Source organism: Streptomyces sp. NBC_01335, assembly GCF_035953295.1.
In the GTDB taxonomy this organism is placed as follows: domain Bacteria; phylum Actinomycetota; class Actinomycetes; order Streptomycetales; family Streptomycetaceae; genus Streptomyces.
The window spans coordinates 1,579,366-1,596,874 of record NZ_CP108370.1; the positions used below are offsets into that span (position 1 = coordinate 1,579,366).

General features: G+C 67.6%; 12 protein-coding genes, 3 rRNA genes and 1 pseudogene. 5 read left to right on the top strand and 11 right to left on the bottom strand.

Features of this window, described 5'->3' with window-relative positions; genetic code table 11:
- Positions 1-30: 30 nt before the first annotated feature.
- Genes OG599_RS06490 through OG599_RS06500 form a run of 3 tightly spaced genes read right to left on the bottom strand, consistent with a single transcriptional unit; the run spans position 31 to position 2,131 of the window.
- Complete coding sequence (locus OG599_RS06490; RefSeq protein WP_327174986.1) at positions 31-942, bottom strand: NAD kinase; 912 nt, start codon at positions 940-942, stop codon at positions 31-33.
- Positions 939-1,754: a TlyA family RNA methyltransferase gene (locus tag OG599_RS06495; RefSeq protein WP_327174987.1), complete on the bottom strand. Its 816-nt coding sequence runs from the start codon at positions 1,752-1,754 to the stop codon at positions 939-941. The genes OG599_RS06490 and OG599_RS06495 overlap by 4 nt, the downstream gene beginning before the upstream one ends.
- Positions 1,755-1,762: 8 nt before the next feature.
- On the bottom strand, positions 1,763-2,131 hold the full coding sequence (locus tag OG599_RS06500; RefSeq protein WP_327174988.1) for a hypothetical protein: 369 nt from the start codon (positions 2,129-2,131) through the stop codon (positions 1,763-1,765).
- Positions 2,132-2,173: 42 nt separating this feature from the next.
- On the opposite strand from OG599_RS06500, the gene OG599_RS06505 reads away from it, so the two are divergent.
- A complete protein-coding gene (locus tag OG599_RS06505) occupies positions 2,174-2,521 on the top strand; it encodes an SCP2 sterol-binding domain-containing protein (RefSeq protein ID WP_327174989.1) in 348 nt (115 codons plus the stop codon).
- Positions 2,522-2,654: 133 nt separating this feature from the next.
- Here the strand turns inward: OG599_RS06505 and OG599_RS06510 are convergent, their stop codons facing one another.
- A complete protein-coding gene (locus OG599_RS06510) occupies positions 2,655-3,692 on the bottom strand; it encodes an HAD-IIA family hydrolase (protein ID WP_327174990.1) in 1,038 nt (345 codons plus the stop codon).
- A 71-nt stretch (positions 3,693-3,763) separates the two neighbouring features.
- Here OG599_RS06510 and OG599_RS06515 point away from each other — a divergent pair, with 71 nt between their 5' ends.
- Positions 3,764-5,122: a DUF1015 domain-containing protein gene (locus tag OG599_RS06515; RefSeq protein WP_327174991.1), complete on the top strand. Its 1,359-nt coding sequence runs from the start codon at positions 3,764-3,766 to the stop codon at positions 5,120-5,122.
- A gap of 125 nt (positions 5,123-5,247) precedes the next feature.
- Here OG599_RS06515 and OG599_RS06520 read toward each other — a convergent pair whose 3' ends face one another.
- The 6 genes and pseudogenes from OG599_RS06520 to OG599_RS06545 form a co-directional block, all read right to left on the bottom strand.
- Complete coding sequence (locus tag OG599_RS06520; protein ID WP_327179942.1) at positions 5,248-6,123, bottom strand: tetratricopeptide repeat protein; 876 nt, start codon at positions 6,121-6,123, stop codon at positions 5,248-5,250.
- Positions 6,124-6,624: 501 nt separating this feature from the next.
- Positions 6,625-7,245: pseudogene (locus OG599_RS35420) on the bottom strand (DEAD/DEAH box helicase); the annotation flags it as partial.
- Positions 7,246-7,848: 603 nt separating this feature from the next.
- A 5S ribosomal RNA gene (gene rrf, locus OG599_RS06530) occupies positions 7,849-7,965 on the bottom strand.
- A 109-nt stretch (positions 7,966-8,074) separates the two neighbouring features.
- Positions 8,075-11,200, bottom strand: a 23S ribosomal RNA gene (locus tag OG599_RS06535).
- Between the two features lie 311 nt (positions 11,201-11,511).
- Positions 11,512-13,037, bottom strand: a 16S ribosomal RNA gene (locus OG599_RS06540).
- Together the 16S, 23S and 5S rRNA genes form the textbook arrangement of a ribosomal RNA operon.
- A gap of 683 nt (positions 13,038-13,720) precedes the next feature.
- Entirely contained in the window at positions 13,721-14,374 is a 654-nt protein-coding gene (locus tag OG599_RS06545) for a DNA-3-methyladenine glycosylase (protein ID WP_327174992.1), read from the bottom strand.
- Between the two features lie 89 nt (positions 14,375-14,463).
- Between OG599_RS06545 and OG599_RS06550 the strand changes: the two genes are divergently transcribed.
- From OG599_RS06550 to OG599_RS06560, 3 genes are all read left to right on the top strand, one after another.
- Complete coding sequence (locus OG599_RS06550; protein ID WP_327174993.1) at positions 14,464-15,246, top strand: sporulation protein; 783 nt, start codon at positions 14,464-14,466, stop codon at positions 15,244-15,246.
- 131 nt (positions 15,247-15,377) lie between these two features.
- Entirely contained in the window at positions 15,378-15,911 is a 534-nt protein-coding gene (locus OG599_RS06555; protein WP_327174994.1) for a YbhB/YbcL family Raf kinase inhibitor-like protein, read from the top strand.
- 142 nt (positions 15,912-16,053) lie between these two features.
- On the top strand, positions 16,054-16,566 hold the full coding sequence (locus tag OG599_RS06560; RefSeq protein WP_327174995.1) for an HNH endonuclease: 513 nt from the start codon (positions 16,054-16,056) through the stop codon (positions 16,564-16,566).
- 132 nt (positions 16,567-16,698) lie between these two features.
- On the opposite strand, the gene OG599_RS06565 is transcribed toward OG599_RS06560, so the two are convergent.
- Positions 16,699-17,466 carry a sulfite exporter TauE/SafE family protein gene (locus OG599_RS06565; RefSeq protein ID WP_327174996.1) on the bottom strand — a complete coding sequence of 256 codons (768 nt, stop codon included), beginning with the start codon at positions 17,464-17,466 and terminating at the stop codon, positions 16,699-16,701.
- Positions 17,467-17,509: the final 43 nt, after the last annotated feature.

A 17,509-nucleotide genomic window follows, 5' to 3' on the forward strand; every position in this document is an offset into this window, starting at 1 on the left:
GGGCCGGTGCCGGGGCCGTGCGCGGCCTCGTCACTGCGGCAGGCCGCGCCATCCGGAGACCGGCAGCGCGAACTTCGCGACCAGCCGGTCGGTGAACGACGCGTGGTGCAGCCGTGCCAGCCGTACGGGTACCGCTCCGCGCCGCACCTCGACGCGGGCGCCGGCGGGCAGCTCCACGTTCCGGCGGCCGTCGCACCAGAGGACCCCGTGCGGGGTGTGCGGCTGGACCTCCACCGCGAGCACCGACGTGGGCGAGGTGACCAGCGGCTTGGCGAACAGGGCGTGCGCGCTGATCGGCACCATCAGCAGGGCCTCGACCTCGGGCCAGACGACGGGACCGCCGGCGGAGAACGCGTAGGCGGTCGAGCCGGTGGGGGTCGCGCAGACGATCCCGTCGCAGCCGAACCCGGTGACCGGCCGGCCGTCGATCTCCAGGACGACCTCCAGCATCCTTTCGGGCGAAACCTTCTGCACGGCCGCCTCGTTGAGCGCCCAGTCGGTGTGCACGACCGCGCCGTTGCTGTGCACCACGACGTCGAGCGTCATGCGCTCCTCGACCTCGTACGCCCGGGTCACCACGCGGGCGACCACCCGGTCGAGGTCGTCGCGTTCGGCCTCCGCGAGGAACCCGACCCGGCCGAGGTTGACCCCGAGCATGGGGACGCCCGAGGCGCGCGAGATCTCCGCCCCGCGCAGCAGGGTGCCGTCACCACCGAGCACGATCAGCAGTTCGCACCCGTCCACGGCGGCGGGGGTCGCCTCGGCGACCGTCTCCACCGCGGCCGGGAGCGGCAGGTCGGCCGCCTCGGCCTCCAGGACCCGCACGCCGAGGCCGTTGCGCAGCAGTCCCTGCACCACGAGCTCCGCACTGCGGATCGCGGCCGGACGGCCGGTATGCGCCAAAAGGAAGACTGTTCGTGCCGTACTTGTCGTCGTCGTCAACGAGGCCCCTCCGCCACTGCACGGTCCACATCTGCCGGATCCAGTTCGGGTGCGCCGGCCCGCAGCCACAGAAAGTACTCGACGTTCCCCGAGGGGCCGGGCAGCGGACTGGCCGTCACCCCGCGCACCCCGAGCCCCAGCGCCCCCGCCCGGCGCGCGACTTCGCGTACCGCCTCGGCGCGCAGCTCGGGGCTGCGCACCACCCCGCCGCTGCCGAGCCGTTCCTTGCCGACCTCGAACTGCGGCTTGACCATGAGGACCAGGTCGGCGTCGGGGGCGGCGCAGCGCACCAGCGCGGGCAGTACGAGCCCCAGCGGAATGAACGAGAGGTCGCCGACGACCAGGTCGACCGGCAGCCCGTCGATGTCGTCGAGGGTCAGTTCGCGCACGTTGGTGCGGTCCTTGACGACGACCCGCTCGTCCGACTGGAGCGACCAGGCGAGCTGTCCGTAGCCGACGTCGACGGCGAGGACCTGCCGGGCCCCGGCGCGCAGCAGCACGTCGGTGAAGCCGCCGGTGGACGCCCCGGCGTCCAGCGCGCGGCGGCCCTCCACCTCCAGGCCCAGCGGGACGAACGCGGCGAAGGCGCCGGCGAGCTTGTGCCCGCCGCGCGAGACGTACTCGGGATCGCTCTCGTCCTTGGCCACGACCACGGGGGCGCTGGTCTCCACCTGGGTGGCCGGTTTGGTCGCCACCAGGCCGCGTACGGAGACGCGTCCCGCGGCGATCAGCTGGCTCGCGTGCTCGCGCGAGCGGGCGAGCTTGCGGTGTACCAGCTCTGCGTCGAGGCGGCGACGGGCCACTCCTGCCACGGTTACGTTCAGCTCCTGTTGTCGTACGGGGGTGCGGGTGCGGGCCCTGCGTCCAGCGCGGTCAGCGTGGAGCGCAGCCCACGGTGTACATCCTCGTACACCTCGGTGTGTCCGTCCGCCGCGAGGTGGTCGGCGTCGGCCAGGCGCTCCAGCGCGGCGTCGACGGCGGCGTTCCCGGTGGGGGTGCGGACGACGCCGAGGGGGGCGGGCGCGGCGGGCGCGTGGGAGGGGGCGGTGCCGGGCCCTGCCGCCTCCTCGCCGGGTCCTCCTGCCGCCTCCTCGCCGGGGGCGGCCGTCCCGTCGCCGGGGGCGGTGCCGGGGGCAGCCGGGGGTGCCTGCGCGGGCGCCGTTCCGGGCCCCGTCGTCAAGTCGCTCATGCGGGAACGCTACCCCGGTGGGCTGGGGTACCGTCGATCACGATGGCGACCATGGCAGAGTGCCGCAGCGCACTGGACAGACTTTCCGACAATCTCGCGGGCGCGGACGGAGACGTGCGCAGCGCCGCCTCCCTGGACCGCTCGCTGAGCTGTCACATCAAGGACCTCGATGTGACGTTCACCGGCCGGCTCACGGACGGCCGCATCCGGGTGCTCGACACCGTCGAGGGCCCGCCCCCCGAGAAGGCCGAGATCAGACTGGCGATGACCGGCGACGACCTGGTCGCGCTGGTGGACGGCGACCTGAACTTCGCCAAGGCGTGGGGGGCGGGCCGGGTCCGCCTGGAGGCGGGGTTCCGGGACCTGCTCAAGCTGAGATCGCTGCTCTGAGGCCCGTACGGGACGCCTGAGACGGGCACGTCCGGGCCGGGCATCACCCGTCCCAGGAGCCCGGGCCGGGCTTCACCGTCCCAGGGGCCCGGTCGCCGCCCCCGCCACCTCCGCCTCCGCCTCCGACCCGCCGTCAGAGACCCAGGCGGGCGACGGCCTTCCCCGCGTCGAGGGTGCACGCCCCGGTGCCGCCGGCGGTCCACGCGGCGCCGCAGAGTGCCCGCAGCCCGTCGATCGCGTCGAGGGCGTCCCCCTCGCCGTCGAGGACCAGCTCCTGCCCGCGTGACGACGCGGTCCACCCGCCGCAGCGGGCCGTACCGTCCTCCACCGTCACCTCGGGCTGCCCGGTGAGCAGCCCACGCAGGTCCCGGTCGACGTACGTCGGACGGTGCTCGGGCACCGCCGCGACCAGCTGGGCGGCGTCGGTCACCCCGGTCAGCACCAGCAGCGAGTCCACTCCGCCGTTGAACGCGCCCTCGATGTCGGTGTCCAGGCGGTCGCCGACGACGAGCGGGCGCTCGGCCCCGGTACGCAGCACGGTCTCCCGGTGCATCGGGGGCAGCGGCTTGCCCGCGACCTGCGGCTCGGCGCCGGTCGCGATCCGGACGACCTGGACCGCCGCGCCGTTGCCGGGGGCGATGCCCCGGGCGCTGGGGATGGTCAGGTCGGTGTTGGACGCGAACCAGGGCAGGCCCCGGTTGATCGCGTACGAGGCCTCGGCAAACCGCGACCAGGGAAAGTCCGGGCCACCGTACCCCTGCGCCACCGCCACCGGGTCGTCGTCCGCCGAGTCGACCGGGACGAGCCCGCGCTCCTCCAGGGCGACCCGCAGCCCCTCGCCGCCGATGGCGAGGACCCGCGCGCCCGCCGGAAGCTGGTCCGCGACCAGCCGGGCGACGGCCTGCGCCGAGGTGATCACGTCCGTCGGCTCGGCGGGCACCCCCAGCTCGGTCAGGTGGGCCGCCACCGCGGCGGGTGTCCGCAGCGCGTTGTTGGTGACGTACGCGAGGTGCATCCCGCCGTTCCGCGCGGTGGTGAGCGACTCGACGGCGTGGCCGATCGCCTGGCCGCCCGCGTACACGACCCCGTCGAGGTCGAGCAGAGCCGTGTCGTACGCCTCGCTCAGCGGCGTACCGCTGCCGAGCGGCCGGGACGTGTCCTGCTGACTCATTGTGTTCGCTCCTCGTTCGATGCCTCTGCCCCGATCATCCCGCATCGGCACCCCGCGCCTACGATGCGGGGATGGACACATCGGGGCACGCCGGGAAGGAGCACACCGGAAAGGCGGGGCACACCGCGAAGGGCCGCGCCGCGAAGGCACGCTTCGGGGAGGGCCGCTCCGGGGAGGGGCTGCGCCTGTTCCCCTTCCGCGGCGTGCGTTACGTCCCCGAGCGGGTGGGCAGCCTCGCCGCGGTGACGTCCCCGCCGTACGACGTGGTGGTGCGTCCGGACGGCCTGCACCACCTGGAGTCGGCGGACCCGCACAACATCGTGCGGCTGATCCTGCCTCAGGACGGCTCCCCCGCAGCCCGCAACCGGCTGGCGGCCCGGACCCTGGACGAGTGGCTCGCCGAGGGCGTGCTCGCCACCGATCCCGAACCCGCGCTCTACGTCTACGAGCAGCGCGGCAACGGCATCCTCCAGCGCGGCCTGATCGGCACCCTGGCGCTCTCCCCCGCCACCGACCGGGTCGTCCTCCCGCACGAGGAGGTGATGGACCACGTCGTGGCGGACCGGGCCGCCCTGATGCGCGCCACCGGCGCCCACCTCGAACCGCTGCTCCTCACCTATCCGGGTGACGGTACGGAGTCCGGCGCGGCGGCGGTCGTCGAGCGGGCGGCCCGGCGGCCCCCGCTGCTCACCACCACGACGGAGAACGGGCTGCGGCACCGGCTGTGGGCCGTCACCGATCCGGCGGAGCAGGCCGAGGCCGCCGCCGATCTCCTGCCCCGCCAGGCCCTCATCGCGGACGGCCACCACCGGTGGGCCACCTATCTGCGGCTCCAGCAGGAGCAGAGCTCCCCCGGGCCGTGGGACTTCGGCCTGGTCCTCCTGGTCGACACCGCCCGCTACCCGCTCCAGGTACGCGCGATCCACCGGGTGCTCCGCCGGCTCGCCCCCGCCGACGCCCTGGCCGCGCTCGGCGGCCGGTTCCGGGTGCGGGAGGTGGCGGGCCCGCTGCCCCGGGCGCTCGGCGCGCTCGCCGCCGCGTCCGAGGAGGGCAACGCCTATCTGCTGGCGGGCGACGGCACGTACCGCCTCCTGGACCGGGCGGACCCCGCCCTGCTCGCCCGTACGGTCCCAGCGGGCCGCCCCGAGGCCTGGCGCACCCTGGACGCGACGGTGCTGCACGAGACGCTGCTCGACCGGGTCTGGCGCCTCCCGGACACCGCCGAGGAGATCGCGTACCTCCACGACCCGGCGGCCGCGGTCGAGCAGGCCGAACGGTCCGGCGGTACGGCCGTCCTGATGCATCCGGTACGCGAGTCCGTCGTCCGCGACCTCGCCCGGCAGGGCGTCACCATGCCGCGCAAGTCGACGTCCTTCGGCCCGAAACCGGCCACCGGCCTGGTGATGCGGAGACTCGCCTCCACCGACTGAACGGCTCCCCCGGACCCGCTGCGGATACGGATACGAAGAAGGGCGGCACCCCCGAGGAGTGCCGCCCTTCTTCTCCGTGCTACCTGCTGACCGCCGCCGCTACCGGCTGCGCGGTGCGTACCGGGTCAGGCCTTGGCCGGACCGTCGGCGCCGGGCTGCTCGGTGCTCTGCTCAGCCACCGGGGTCGTCTCGGCGGCCGCGTCGGCGCGGTCGGCCCAGGCGTTCAGCTCGTCGGTGTCGTCCTCGTCCTCGTCGTCGACGTCGTCGCGGTCGTCACCCTCGATGTCGTCGTCGGCGATGTCCACCGCGATGTCCGTGTCCTGAACGGCGGGGGCCGCGTGCTGCTCGGCCGGGACCGTGGCGGGAACGTCCTCCTCGTCGCCGTCCAGGGCGTCCACGAACTCGACTCCGTCCAGCTCGGCGAGCCGGTCGGAGGCGTCGGTCGCGCCGTCCTTGTCGGACTCGATGGCCTTGGCGAACCACTCGCGGGCCTCGTCCTCACGGCCCGCCTCCAGGAGCGCGTCGGCGTACGCGTAGCGCAGGCGCGGGGTCCACGGGTGAACGGCGTTGGAGGCCAGCTCGGGGCTCTGGAGGGTGACGATGGCGGCATCGATCTGCCCCATGTCACGGCGGGCACCGGCGGCCACCAGGCGCATCTCGACCTGGCCGGCCTTGTCCAGCTTCTGGACCTCGGGCTCACCCGCCATCGCCATGGCACGCTCGGGGCGGCCGAGGCCGCGCTCGCAGTCCGCCATGACGGGCCACAGCTCCACGGAGCCGGTCATCCGCTTGGCGGCACGGAACTCGGCCAGCGCCTCCCCGTACTTCTGCGTGGCGTACGCGGCGAAGCCGGCCGCCTCACGGACGGCGGCGACGCGCGAGGCGAGCCGGAGGGCGACGCGGGAGTACCCGTACGCCTCCTCGGGGTCCTCGTCGATGAGCCGGGCGACCATGACGAGGTTGCGCGCGACGTCCTCGGCGAGGGTCTTCGGCAGGCTCAGGAGCTCCTGCCGGACCTCCTTGTCGATCTCGAAGCCCGTGACGTCGTCGGGGATGGGCAGCCGCTTGATGGGCTCGCGGTCACGATCGCCCTGGTAGCCGCCGCGGTCGTCCCGACCCCGGTAGCCGCCACGGTCGTCGTCACGGCGCGGGCCGCGGTCGTCACGGCGGAAACCGCCACCGGAGCCGGAGCCGCCGCGGTTGTCGTCACGGCGGAAGCCACCGCGGTCGTCGTCACGGCGGGGGGCGCTGCGGTCGTCGTCACGGCGGGGGGCACGGTCGTCGCGGCGGAAACCGCCACCCGAGCCGGAGCCGCCACGGTTGTCGTCGCGGCGGAAACCACCACCGGAGGGGCGGTCGTCGTCGCGGCGCGGGCCGCGCGGGCGGTCGTCACGGCGCTCGAAACCGCCCGGACGCCCACCACGGTCGTCATCGCGACGAGGAGCGCGGTCATCGCGCTGACCGCGGAAGCCACCGCGGTCGTCGTCACGGCGGGGGGCACGGTCATCGCGGCGGAAACCACCACCGGAGCCGGAGCCACCGCGGTTGTCGTCACGGCGGAAGCCGCCACCGGAGCCGGAGCCACCGCGGTTGTCGTCACGGCGGAAGCCGCCACGGTCGTCGTCACGGCGCGGGGCACGGTCGTCACGGCGGAAACCACCGCCGGAGGGGCGGTCGTCACGGCGCTCGAAACCGCCCGGACGCCCACCACGGTCGTCATCACGGCGCGGCGCACGGTCGTCGCGACGGAACCCACCGCCGGAGCCCGAGCCACCACGGTCGTCGCGGCGGAACCCGCCACCGGAGCCCGAGCCACCACGGTCGTCGCGGCGGAACCCGCCACCGGAGCCGGAGCCACCGCGGTTGTCGTCACGGCGGAAGCCGCCACGGTCGTCGTCACGGCGCGGGGCACGGTCGTCACGGCGGAAACCACCGCCGGAGGGGCGGTCGTCACGGCGCTCGAAACCGCCCGGACGCCCACCACGGTCGTCATCACGGCGCGGCGCACGGTCGTCGCGACGGAACCCACCGCCGGAGCCCGAGCCACCACGGTCGTCGCGGCGGAACCCGCCACCGGAGCCGGAGCCACCGCGGTTGTCGTCACGGCGGAAGCCGCCACGGTCGTCGTCACGGCGCGGGGCACGGTCGTCACGGCGGAAACCACCGCCGGAGGGGCGGTCGTCACGGCGCTCGAAACCGCCCGGACGCCCACCACGGTCGTCATCACGGCGCGGCGCACGGTCGTCGCGACGGAAACCGCCACCGGAACCGGAACCACCACGGTTGTCATCACGACGGAAACCGCCACCGGAACCACCACGGTTGTCATCACGACGGAAACCGCCACCGGAACCACCACGGTTGTCATCACGGCGGAAACCGCCACCGGAACCGGAACCACCACGGTTGTCATCACGGCGGAAACCGCCACCGGAACCGGAACCACCACGGTTGTCATCACGGCGGAAACCGCCACGGTCATTGTCACGGCGCGGGGCGGCGGAGCGGTCGTCACGACCGCCGCGGAAGCCGGCCCTGTCGCCACCGTCCCGGCGACGCGGCTCGCGATCCGGACGATCGTCGGGAGAGTTGGTGGACATGGGTACGACTCCTGTCTTTGGGTACTGCAAACATTCTCGCGCAGCCGACCTAACGACGCGCTTCGGGAAAACAAAAGGACCCTTGGTCCCAGCGTGAACGCTGGGACCAAGGGTCCTTGAAAGATTGTTCGGCGGCGTCCTACTCTCCCACAGGGTCCCCCCTGCAGTACCATCGGCGCTGAAAGGCTTAGCTTCCGGGTTCGGAATGTAACCGGGCGTTTCCCTAACGCAATGACCACCGAAACCCTATCGGGTTCTAGCGAACAAGCACACTTTTCAATTAAGTAGTGAAGCTGTTCAACCGGAAGCGACTGTTCGCAACCCGGGAACAACACAGTGAACGCGAGCAACTGAGGACAAGCCCTCGGCCTATTAGTACCAGTCAGCTCCACCCGTTACCGGGCTTCCACATCTGGCCTATCAACCCAGTCGTCTACTGGGAGCCTTAACCCCTCAAAGGGGGTGGGAATACTCATCTCGAAGCAGGCTTCCCGCTTAGATGCTTTCAGCGGTTATCCTTTCCGAACGTAGCCAACCAGCCATGCCCTTGGCAGGACAACTGGCACACCAGAGGTTCGTCCGTCCCGGTCCTCTCGTACTAGGGACAGCCCTTCTCAATATTCCTACGCGCACAGCGGATAGGGACCGAACTGTCTCACGACGTTCTAAACCCAGCTCGCGTACCGCTTTAATGGGCGAACAGCCCAACCCTTGGGACCGACTCCAGCCCCAGGATGCGACGAGCCGACATCGAGGTGCCAAACCATCCCGTCGATATGGACTCTTGGGGAAGATCAGCCTGTTATCCCCGGGGTACCTTTTATCCGTTGAGCGACAGCGCTTCCACAAGCCACTGCCGGATCACTAGTCCCGACTTTCGTCCCTGCTCGACCCGTCGGTCTCACAGTCAAGCTCCCTTGTGCACTTACACTCAACACCTGATTGCCAACCAGGCTGAGGGAACCTTTGGGCGCCTCCGTTACTCTTTAGGAGGCAACCGCCCCAGTTAAACTACCCATCAGACACTGTCCCTGATCCGGATCACGGACCGAGGTTAGACATCCAGCACGACCAGAGTGGTATTTCAACGGCGACTCCACAACCACTGGCGTGGCCGCTTCAAAGTCTCCCACCTATCCTACACAAGCCGAACCGAACACCAATATCAAACTGTAGTAAAGGTCCCGGGGTCTTTCCGTCCTGCTGCGCGAAACGAGCATCTTTACTCGTAATGCAATTTCACCGGGCCTATGGTTGAGACAGTCGAGAAGTCGTTACGCCATTCGTGCAGGTCGGAACTTACCCGACAAGGAATTTCGCTACCTTAGGATGGTTATAGTTACCACCGCCGTTTACTGGCGCTTAAGTTCTCAGCTTCGCCGACCCGAAAGTCAGCTAACCGGTCCCCTTAACGTTCCAGCACCGGGCAGGCGTCAGTCCGTATACATCGCCTTACGGCTTCGCACGGACCTGTGTTTTTAGTAAACAGTCGCTTCTCGCTGGTCTCTGCGGCCACCCCCAGCTCATGGAGTAAATCCAATCACCAGTGATGGCCCCCCTTCTCCCGAAGTTACGGGGGCATTTTGCCGAGTTCCTTAACCATAGTTCACCCGAACGCCTCGGTATTCTCTACCTGACCACCTGAGTCGGTTTAGGGTACGGGCCGCCATGAAACTCGCTAGAGGCTTTTCTCGACAGCATAGGATCATCCACTTCGCCACAATCGGCTCGGCATCAGGTCTCAGACTATATGCACGACGGATTTGCCTACCGTGCGTCCTACACCCTTACCCCGGGACAACCACCGCCCGGGCTGGACTACCTTCCTGCGTCACCCCATCGCTTACCTACTACAAGTCTGGTTCATCGGCTCCACCACTACCCTCAACTCCGAAGAGATCGGGCCGGCTTCACGGACTTAGCATCGCCTGATTCAGTACTGGGCGTTTCAAAGCGGGTACCGGAATATCAACCGGTTGTCCATCGACTACGCCTGTCGGCCTCGCCTTAGGTCCCGACTTACCCTGGGCAGATCAGCTTGACCCAGGAACCCTTAGTCAATCGGCGCACACGTTTCTCACGTGTGTATCGCTACTCATGCCTGCATTCTCACTCGTGAACCGTCCACAACTCGCTTCCGCGGCTGCTTCACCCGGCACACGACGCTCCCCTACCCATCCATACTCCCGTTGGGGATATGTGTATGAATGACACGACTTCGGCGGTACGCTTGAGCCCCGCTACATTGTCGGCGCGGAATCACTTGACCAGTGAGCTATTACGCACTCTTTCAAGGGTGGCTGCTTCTAAGCCAACCTCCTGGTTGTCTCTGCGACTCCACATCCTTTCCCACTTAGCGTACGCTTAGGGGCCTTAGTCGATGCTCTGGGCTGTTTCCCTCTCGACCATGGAGCTTATCCCCCACAGTCTCACTGCCGTGCTCTCACTTACCGGCATTCGGAGTTTGGCTAAGGTCAGTAACCCGGTAGGGCCCATCGCCTATCCAGTGCTCTACCTCCGGCAAGAAACACACGACGCTGCACCTAAATGCATTTCGGGGAGAACCAGCTATCACGGAGTTTGATTGGCCTTTCACCCCTAACCACAGGTCATCCCCCAGGTTTTCAACCCTGGTGGGTTCGGTCCTCCACGAAGTCTTACCTCCGCTTCAACCTGCCCATGGCTAGATCACTCCGCTTCGGGTCTAGAGCGTGCAACTCAATCGCCCTATTCGGACTCGCTTTCGCTACGGCTTCCCCACACGGGTTAACCTCGCTACACACCGCTAACTCGCAGGCTCATTCTTCAAAAGGCACGCAGTCACGACTGCATGTGCAAGCACACACAGCGACGCTCCCACGGCTTGTAGGCACACGGTTTCAGGTACTATTTCACTCCGCTCCCGCGGTACTTTTCACCATTCCCTCACGGTACTATCCGCTATCGGTCACCAGGGAATATTTAGGCTTAGCGGGTGGTCCCGCCAGATTCACACGGGATTTCTCGGGCCCCGTGCTACTTGGGTGTCTCTCAAACGAGCCGTTAATGTTTCAGCTACGGGGGTCTTACCCTCTACGCCGGACCTTTCGCATGTCCTTCGCCTACATCAACGGTTTCTGACTCGTCTCACAGCCGGCAGACCGTAAAAGAGAGATCCCACAACCCCGCATGCGCAACCCCTGCCGGGTATCACACACATACGGTTTGGCCTGATCCAGTTTCGCTCGCCACTACTCCCGGAATCACGGTTGTTTTCTCTTCCTGAGGGTACTGAGATGTTTCACTTCCCCTCGTTCCCTCCACACTGCCTATGTGTTCAGCAGCGGGTGACAGCCCATGACGACTGCCGGGTTTCCCCATTCGGAAACCCCCGGATCAAAGCTAGGTTGACAGCTCCCCGGGGACTATCGTGGCCTCCCACGTCCTTCATCGGTTCCTGGTGCCAAGGCATCCACCGTGCGCCCTTAAAAACTTGGCCACAGATGCTCGCGTCCACTGTGCAGTTCTCAAGCAACGACCAGCCACCCATCACCCCGACCGTGAAGGTCGAGTGCACTGGGGCCGGCGTCGAAGGCAGCCTTACGGCCATACCTTCAGACACCCAACAGCGTGCCCAGCCCCCGGAATTCGACCCGATCGTTTTCCACGCTCCGAAGAGCAGTACTCACGACCCGGCAGAACCACCAGGTACTGAATAGTCAACGTTCCACCCATGAGCAACCAGCATCGAACATTCGCCGATGTACTGGCCTCTGACCAAACCGAAGCCTGGTAAGAAATGCTCCTTAGAAAGGAGGTGATCCAGCCGCACCTTCCGGTACGGCTACCTTGTTACGACTTCGTCCCAATCGCCAGTCCCACCTTCGACAGCTCCCTCCCACAAGGGGTTGGGCCACCGGCTTCGGGTGTTACCGACTTTCGTGACGTGACGGGCGGTGTGTACAAGGCCCGGGAACGTATTCACCGCAGCAATGCTGATCTGCGATTACTAGCAACTCCGACTTCATGGGGTCGAGTTGCAGACCCCAATCCGAACTGAGACCGGCTTTTTGAGATTCGCTCCGCCTCGCGGCATCGCAGCTCATTGTACCGGCCATTGTAGCACGTGTGCAGCCCAAGACATAAGGGGCATGATGACTTGACGTCGTCCCCACCTTCCTCCGAGTTGACCCCGGCAGTCTCCTGTGAGTCCCCATCACCCCGAAGGGCATGCTGGCAACACAGAACAAGGGTTGCGCTCGTTGCGGGACTTAACCCAACATCTCACGACACGAGCTGACGACAGCCATGCACCACCTGTATACCGACCACAAGGGGGGCACCATCTCTGGCACTTTCCGGTATATGTCAAGCCTTGGTAAGGTTCTTCGCGTTGCGTCGAATTAAGCCACATGCTCCGCTGCTTGTGCGGGCCCCCGTCAATTCCTTTGAGTTTTAGCCTTGCGGCCGTACTCCCCAGGCGGGGAACTTAATGCGTTAGCTGCGGCACCGACGACGTGGAATGTCGCCAACACCTAGTTCCCAACGTTTACGGCGTGGACTACCAGGGTATCTAATCCTGTTCGCTCCCCACGCTTTCGCTCCTCAGCGTCAGTAATGGCCCAGAGATCCGCCTTCGCCACCGGTGTTCCTCCTGATATCTGCGCATTTCACCGCTACACCAGGAATTCCGATCTCCCCTACCACACTCTAGCTAGCCCGTATCGAATGCAGACCCGGGGTTAAGCCCCGGGCTTTCACATCCGACGTGACAAGCCGCCTACGAGCTCTTTACGCCCAATAATTCCGGACAACGCTTGCGCCCTACGTATTACCGCGGCTGCTGGCACGTAGTTAGCCGGCGCTTCTTCTGCAGGTACCGTCACTTTCGCTTCTTCCCTGCTGAAAGAGGTTTACAACCCGAAGGCCGTCATCCCTCACGCGGCGTCGCTGCATCAGGCTTTCGCCCATTGTGCAATATTCCCCACTGCTGCCTCCCGTAGGAGTCTGGGCCGTGTCTCAGTCCCAGTGTGGCCGGTCGCCCTCTCAGGCCGGCTACCCGTCGTCGCCTTGGTAGGCCATTACCCCACCAACAAGCTGATAGGCCGCGGGCTCATCCTTCACCGCCGGAGCTTTTAACCCCGTCCCATGCGGGACAGAGTGTTATCCGGTATTAGACCCCGTTTCCAGGGCTTGTCCCAGAGTGAAGGGCAGATTGCCCACGTGTTACTCACCCGTTCGCCACTAATCCACCCCGAAAGGCTTCATCGTTCGACTTGCATGTGTTAAGCACGCCGCCAGCGTTCGTCCTGAGCCAGGATCAAACTCTCCGTGAATGTTTTCCCGTAATCGGGATCACAACACGAGAGCGGAACGACCAGGTCGGAATATGACCGGTCGTTCACAGCGTCCTCGCTGTTGTTGCCCACCAGGCGGTTAAGCACCGGTAGGACTTTTCAAAGGAACCACCAACCTGCCGAAGCAGGCCGGGGTATCAACATATCTGGCGTTGACTTTTGGCACGCTGTTGAGTTCTCAAGGAACGGACGCTTCCTTCGGTCCCGTTTCACCGGGGCCCTCCGGGCGCTTCCCTTCGTTCTTGCGTTTCCGACTCTATCAGACTCTTATCTGTCCGATTCCCGGTCGAAGCGGGTCAAGCGGTTTTCGCTTTCCAGTTCTTCGCTTTCGCGTTTCCCTTTCCGGCGAGTCCGACCTTACCAGACTCTCTTTCGTTCCGTTTCCGGTCCGAGTTTGACTCCGGCGGCCTGTCGGGGGCCTTTGCCTCATGTCTGCCTTTCGGCTTCCTTTTGGCGATGCCGCTACCGTAGTCCATTTCCGCGACGACTCATAATCGAGCGTTCGAAGCGAAATTCGGACATGCCGAATTCGCACCCGTCAGGGCGGATCGAAGGTAGTGGTTGGCCGCATCGAGGCCAGTCGGTGTGGTCCGGAGGACCGGTCCGACAACTGCACCCGTGTAAAGCGGCTCGGACTACATTAGGGACTGCCCGAGGCCGCGTCAAGTCCGGCGGCGCCGCGGGGTGTGGGCCCGGTAGGGGCTCACGGTCGGGTCGCCGTCGATCCAGAAGCGCCAGGGCTGATGGGCGCCGTCGCCGCCCACGCCGGTACGCGGGCCGCTCCGCACCTGGTCACGCGCTGGCGGGGTGCCGTACAGGACGGACATCGGCTCCGGCGGGCCGGCGACGACGTCGCTTCCGTCGAGCGCCCGGTCGACCGAGAGAGCGGTCGCCAGACGGGCCGGGCCTTTGGCGAGTTCTCGGTCGTGCCGGGCCGAAAGTCGACGGGGACGGGCCAGATCGGCACCGGTACGGATCTCACCGGCCCGCAGCAGCACTCCGCTCGCCCACCCCTCCGGGCCGCACACCAGGTTCAGGCAGTGCCACATCCCGTACGTGAAGTAGACGTACGCGTGGCCCGGCGGGCCGTACATCACGCCGTTGCGGGCCGTTCTGCCGCGGAAGGCGTGCGAACCGGGATCGATCTCGCCCGCGTACGCCTCCACCTCGGTCAGACGCAGCTCGATGGGTCCCTCGGCGGTGCGCCGTACCAGCGTGCGGCCGAGCAGGTCCGGGGCGACGTCCAGGACGTCGCGGTCGAAGAAGTCCCGCGTCAGCGGCGCGCGGTCCGGGAGATCCGTCGTGGCGTCGTTCATGGCGACCGAGGGTACTGGCCGAACGGTGGGGGGAACCGGCTACGGTCAGGGCGCGTATGTAGGGGTCAGACACCTGTAAGGAGAAAACCATGGGCTTCAAGCGGCTCCTCGCGAGCATGGGCGCCGGCGGCGCGTCGGTGGAGACGGAGCTCATCGAGCTCAACGTCGTCCCCGGTGGCGTCGTCCAGGGCGAGGTGCGGGTCCAGGGTGGGTCCGTCGCCCAGCAGATCCAGGGCCTCTCGGTCGGTCTGCAGGCGCGGGTCGAGGTGGAAGGGAACGACCAGGAGCTCAAGCAGGACATCGAGTTCACCAAGCTGCGGCTCGGCGGGGCGTTCGAGGTACAGGCCGGTGCGGTCCACGTGGTGCCGTTCGGGCTGGAGATCCCGTGGGAGACGCCCATCACCACGTTCGCGGGGCAGAGCCTGCACGGCATGAACATCGGGGTGACGACGGAGCTGGACATCGCCCGCGCGCTGGACTCCGGTGACCTGGACCCGATCAACGTCCACCCGCTCCCCGCCCAGCAGGTGATCCTGGACGCCTTCGGGCAGCTCGGCTTCCGTTTCCGCAGCGCGGACATGGAGCGCGGCCACATCCGCGGGACGCGCCAGCAGCTGCCGTTCTACCAGGAGATCGAGTTCGTACCGCCGCAGCAGTACCGCGGTCTGAACCAGGTCGAGCTGTCCTTCGTCGCGGACGACCGCGAGATGGACGTCGTCCTGGAGATGGACAAGAAGGCGGGGCTGTTCAGCGAGGGCAGCGACTCGTACCGCTCCTTCCGTGTCGGTCTGAACGACTTCCACCAGACCGACTGGGCGGCCTACCTCAACCAGTGGCTGGCCCAGGTGGGCGGTCAGCGCAACTGGCTGTGACACCTCCTCCCGGACCGTCGTCCGCCGGGTCGTGCCGGGGCCCGGACGGGCGTCCGGCATGATCCGTGGGAGACGTCCAGGTCCCGGTGGGGAGCGCCCCGCCGGGACCGTACCGAAGGAAAGGTGCTGATGTGACCGCAGCGAAGAAGGCCCCGCTCCCGCACGACTTCCACCCCGAGGTGCCCGCGTTCACCGTGGTGAGCGACGACATCGCGCCGGGTGCCGTGCTGGCGGACGCGCAGGTGTACGCGGAGGGCAACACCTCCCCGCAGCTGCGCTGGGAGGGATTCCCGGCCGGCACGAAAAGCTTCGCCGTGACGTGCTTCGACCCGGACGCCCCCACCGGCAGCGGTTTCTGGCACTGGGTTCTGTTCGACATCCCGGCCTCGGTCACCGAACTGCCGGCCGGTGCGGGCAGCGGTGCTTTCGCCGGGCTGCCCGAGGGAGCCGTGCAGGCGCGCAACGACTACGGGTCGAAGGACTTCGGCGGTGCGGCTCCTCCGGCCGGTGATAACCACCGCTACGTCTTCACGGTGTACGCCGTGGACACGGAGAAGCTCGGGCCGGACAGCGACACGTCCCCGGCCGCGGTCGGATTCAACCTGCGTTTCCACACGCTGGGCCGCGCACAGCTGATCGGTGAGTACGCCGCCCCCGAAAGCTGAGCGTTCTTCTCCCGTTTGCCCTGCCCCGGTCTTGGAGAGATCTGGGCAGGGCACTTTTTATTGCGTTGTCCCGCACGGCCCGTCCGGCCAGAGTTGGTCCGGGCCCGCCGGGGGGCGGGCGGCACAAGGGGAGGCGGGCAGGATGCGTGACACGTTGGTTCTCAACGCGAGCTTCGAGCCGCTGTCGACGGTGACCCTCAACCGCGCGGTGGTCCTCGTCCTGACGGACAAGGCGGTCGTCGAGCAGGCGGATCCCGGCCTTCGGATGCGTGGTGCCGCCGTCGACATCCCGGTGCCCCGCGTGATCAGGCTCTGCAGGTACGTACGCGTGCCGTTCCGAAGACAGGCGCCGTGGTCGAGACGGGGAGTCCTCATACGTGACCAGCACCGTTGCGCGTACTGCGGGCGGCGGGCGTCCACCGTGGACCACGTGGTGCCGCGGGCGCAGGGCGGTCAGGACACCTGGCTGAACACGGTGGCGTCCTGCGCGGAGGACAACCACCGCAAGGCGGCCCGGACGCCGGAGCAGGCCCAGATGCCGTTGCTGCGCCAGCCGTTCGTCCCCTCGCCGGCCGAGGCGATGCTGCTGGCGATGGCGTCGGCCGACCGTTCCTCGCTGCCGGACTGGCTGGACCGGGACCGTACCGCGGCCTGACCGCGGGAGTCGCGCGTGCGCCACGAGGTCCTGGGGCCGCCGCGCAGGTCCTGGGGCCGCCCGAGTCCGATCGCCGTACGCCCGATGGCGTACCGGAAGCCCGTCTCCATGGGGGAGGCGGGCTTCCGCGCGTCAGCGGAGCAGCAGTTGGACGAGGGCGCAGATTCCCACCGCCACGACGAGGCATCGCAGCACGGTGGGGCTGAGGCGGCGGCCGACCCGGGCGCCGATCTGGCCGCCGAGGGTGGAGCCGACCGCGATGAGCAGGACGGCGGTCCAGTCGAAGTCGGCGACGAAGAGGAAGAAGAGCGCGGCGACGCTGTTGACGACGGCGGCCAGGACGTTCTTGACGGCGTTGAGGCGCTGCATGGTGTCGTCGATCAGCATGCTCATCAGGGAGAGGTAGATGATCCCCTGGGCGGCCGTGAAGTAGCCGCCGTAGACGCTGGCGAGGACGAGGCCGACGGCGAGCAGCGGGCCGCCCTCGGGGTGGGCGGGGGCGCCGGAGCGTTCACGGCGGCGCTGTACGGCCTTGCTGATGCGGGGCTGGAGCACGATCAGCACCAGGGCGAGGGTGACCAGGACCGGGACGATGGTCTCGAACGCGGTGGAGGGCAGGGCCAGCAGGAGGGTGGCGCCGGCGAGTCCGCCGATCAGGCAGCTGACGCCCAGCCTGATGACGCGTGGGCGTTGGCCCTTGAGCTCCTCGCGGTAGCCGATCGCCCCGCTGACGGAGCCGGGTACGAGGCCGAGGGCGTTGGAGACGGTGGCGGTGACCGGCGGCAGGCCGACGGCGAGCAGTACGGGGAAGGTGATCAACGTGCCTGATCCGACAATGGTGTTGATCGTTCCCGCGGCGGTGCCGGCGGCGAGGACGGCGAGCATTTCCCAGAGGGACATGCCACTCCTTCGGTGAGCGTTGACGCATCCCCGCCATGAAGGT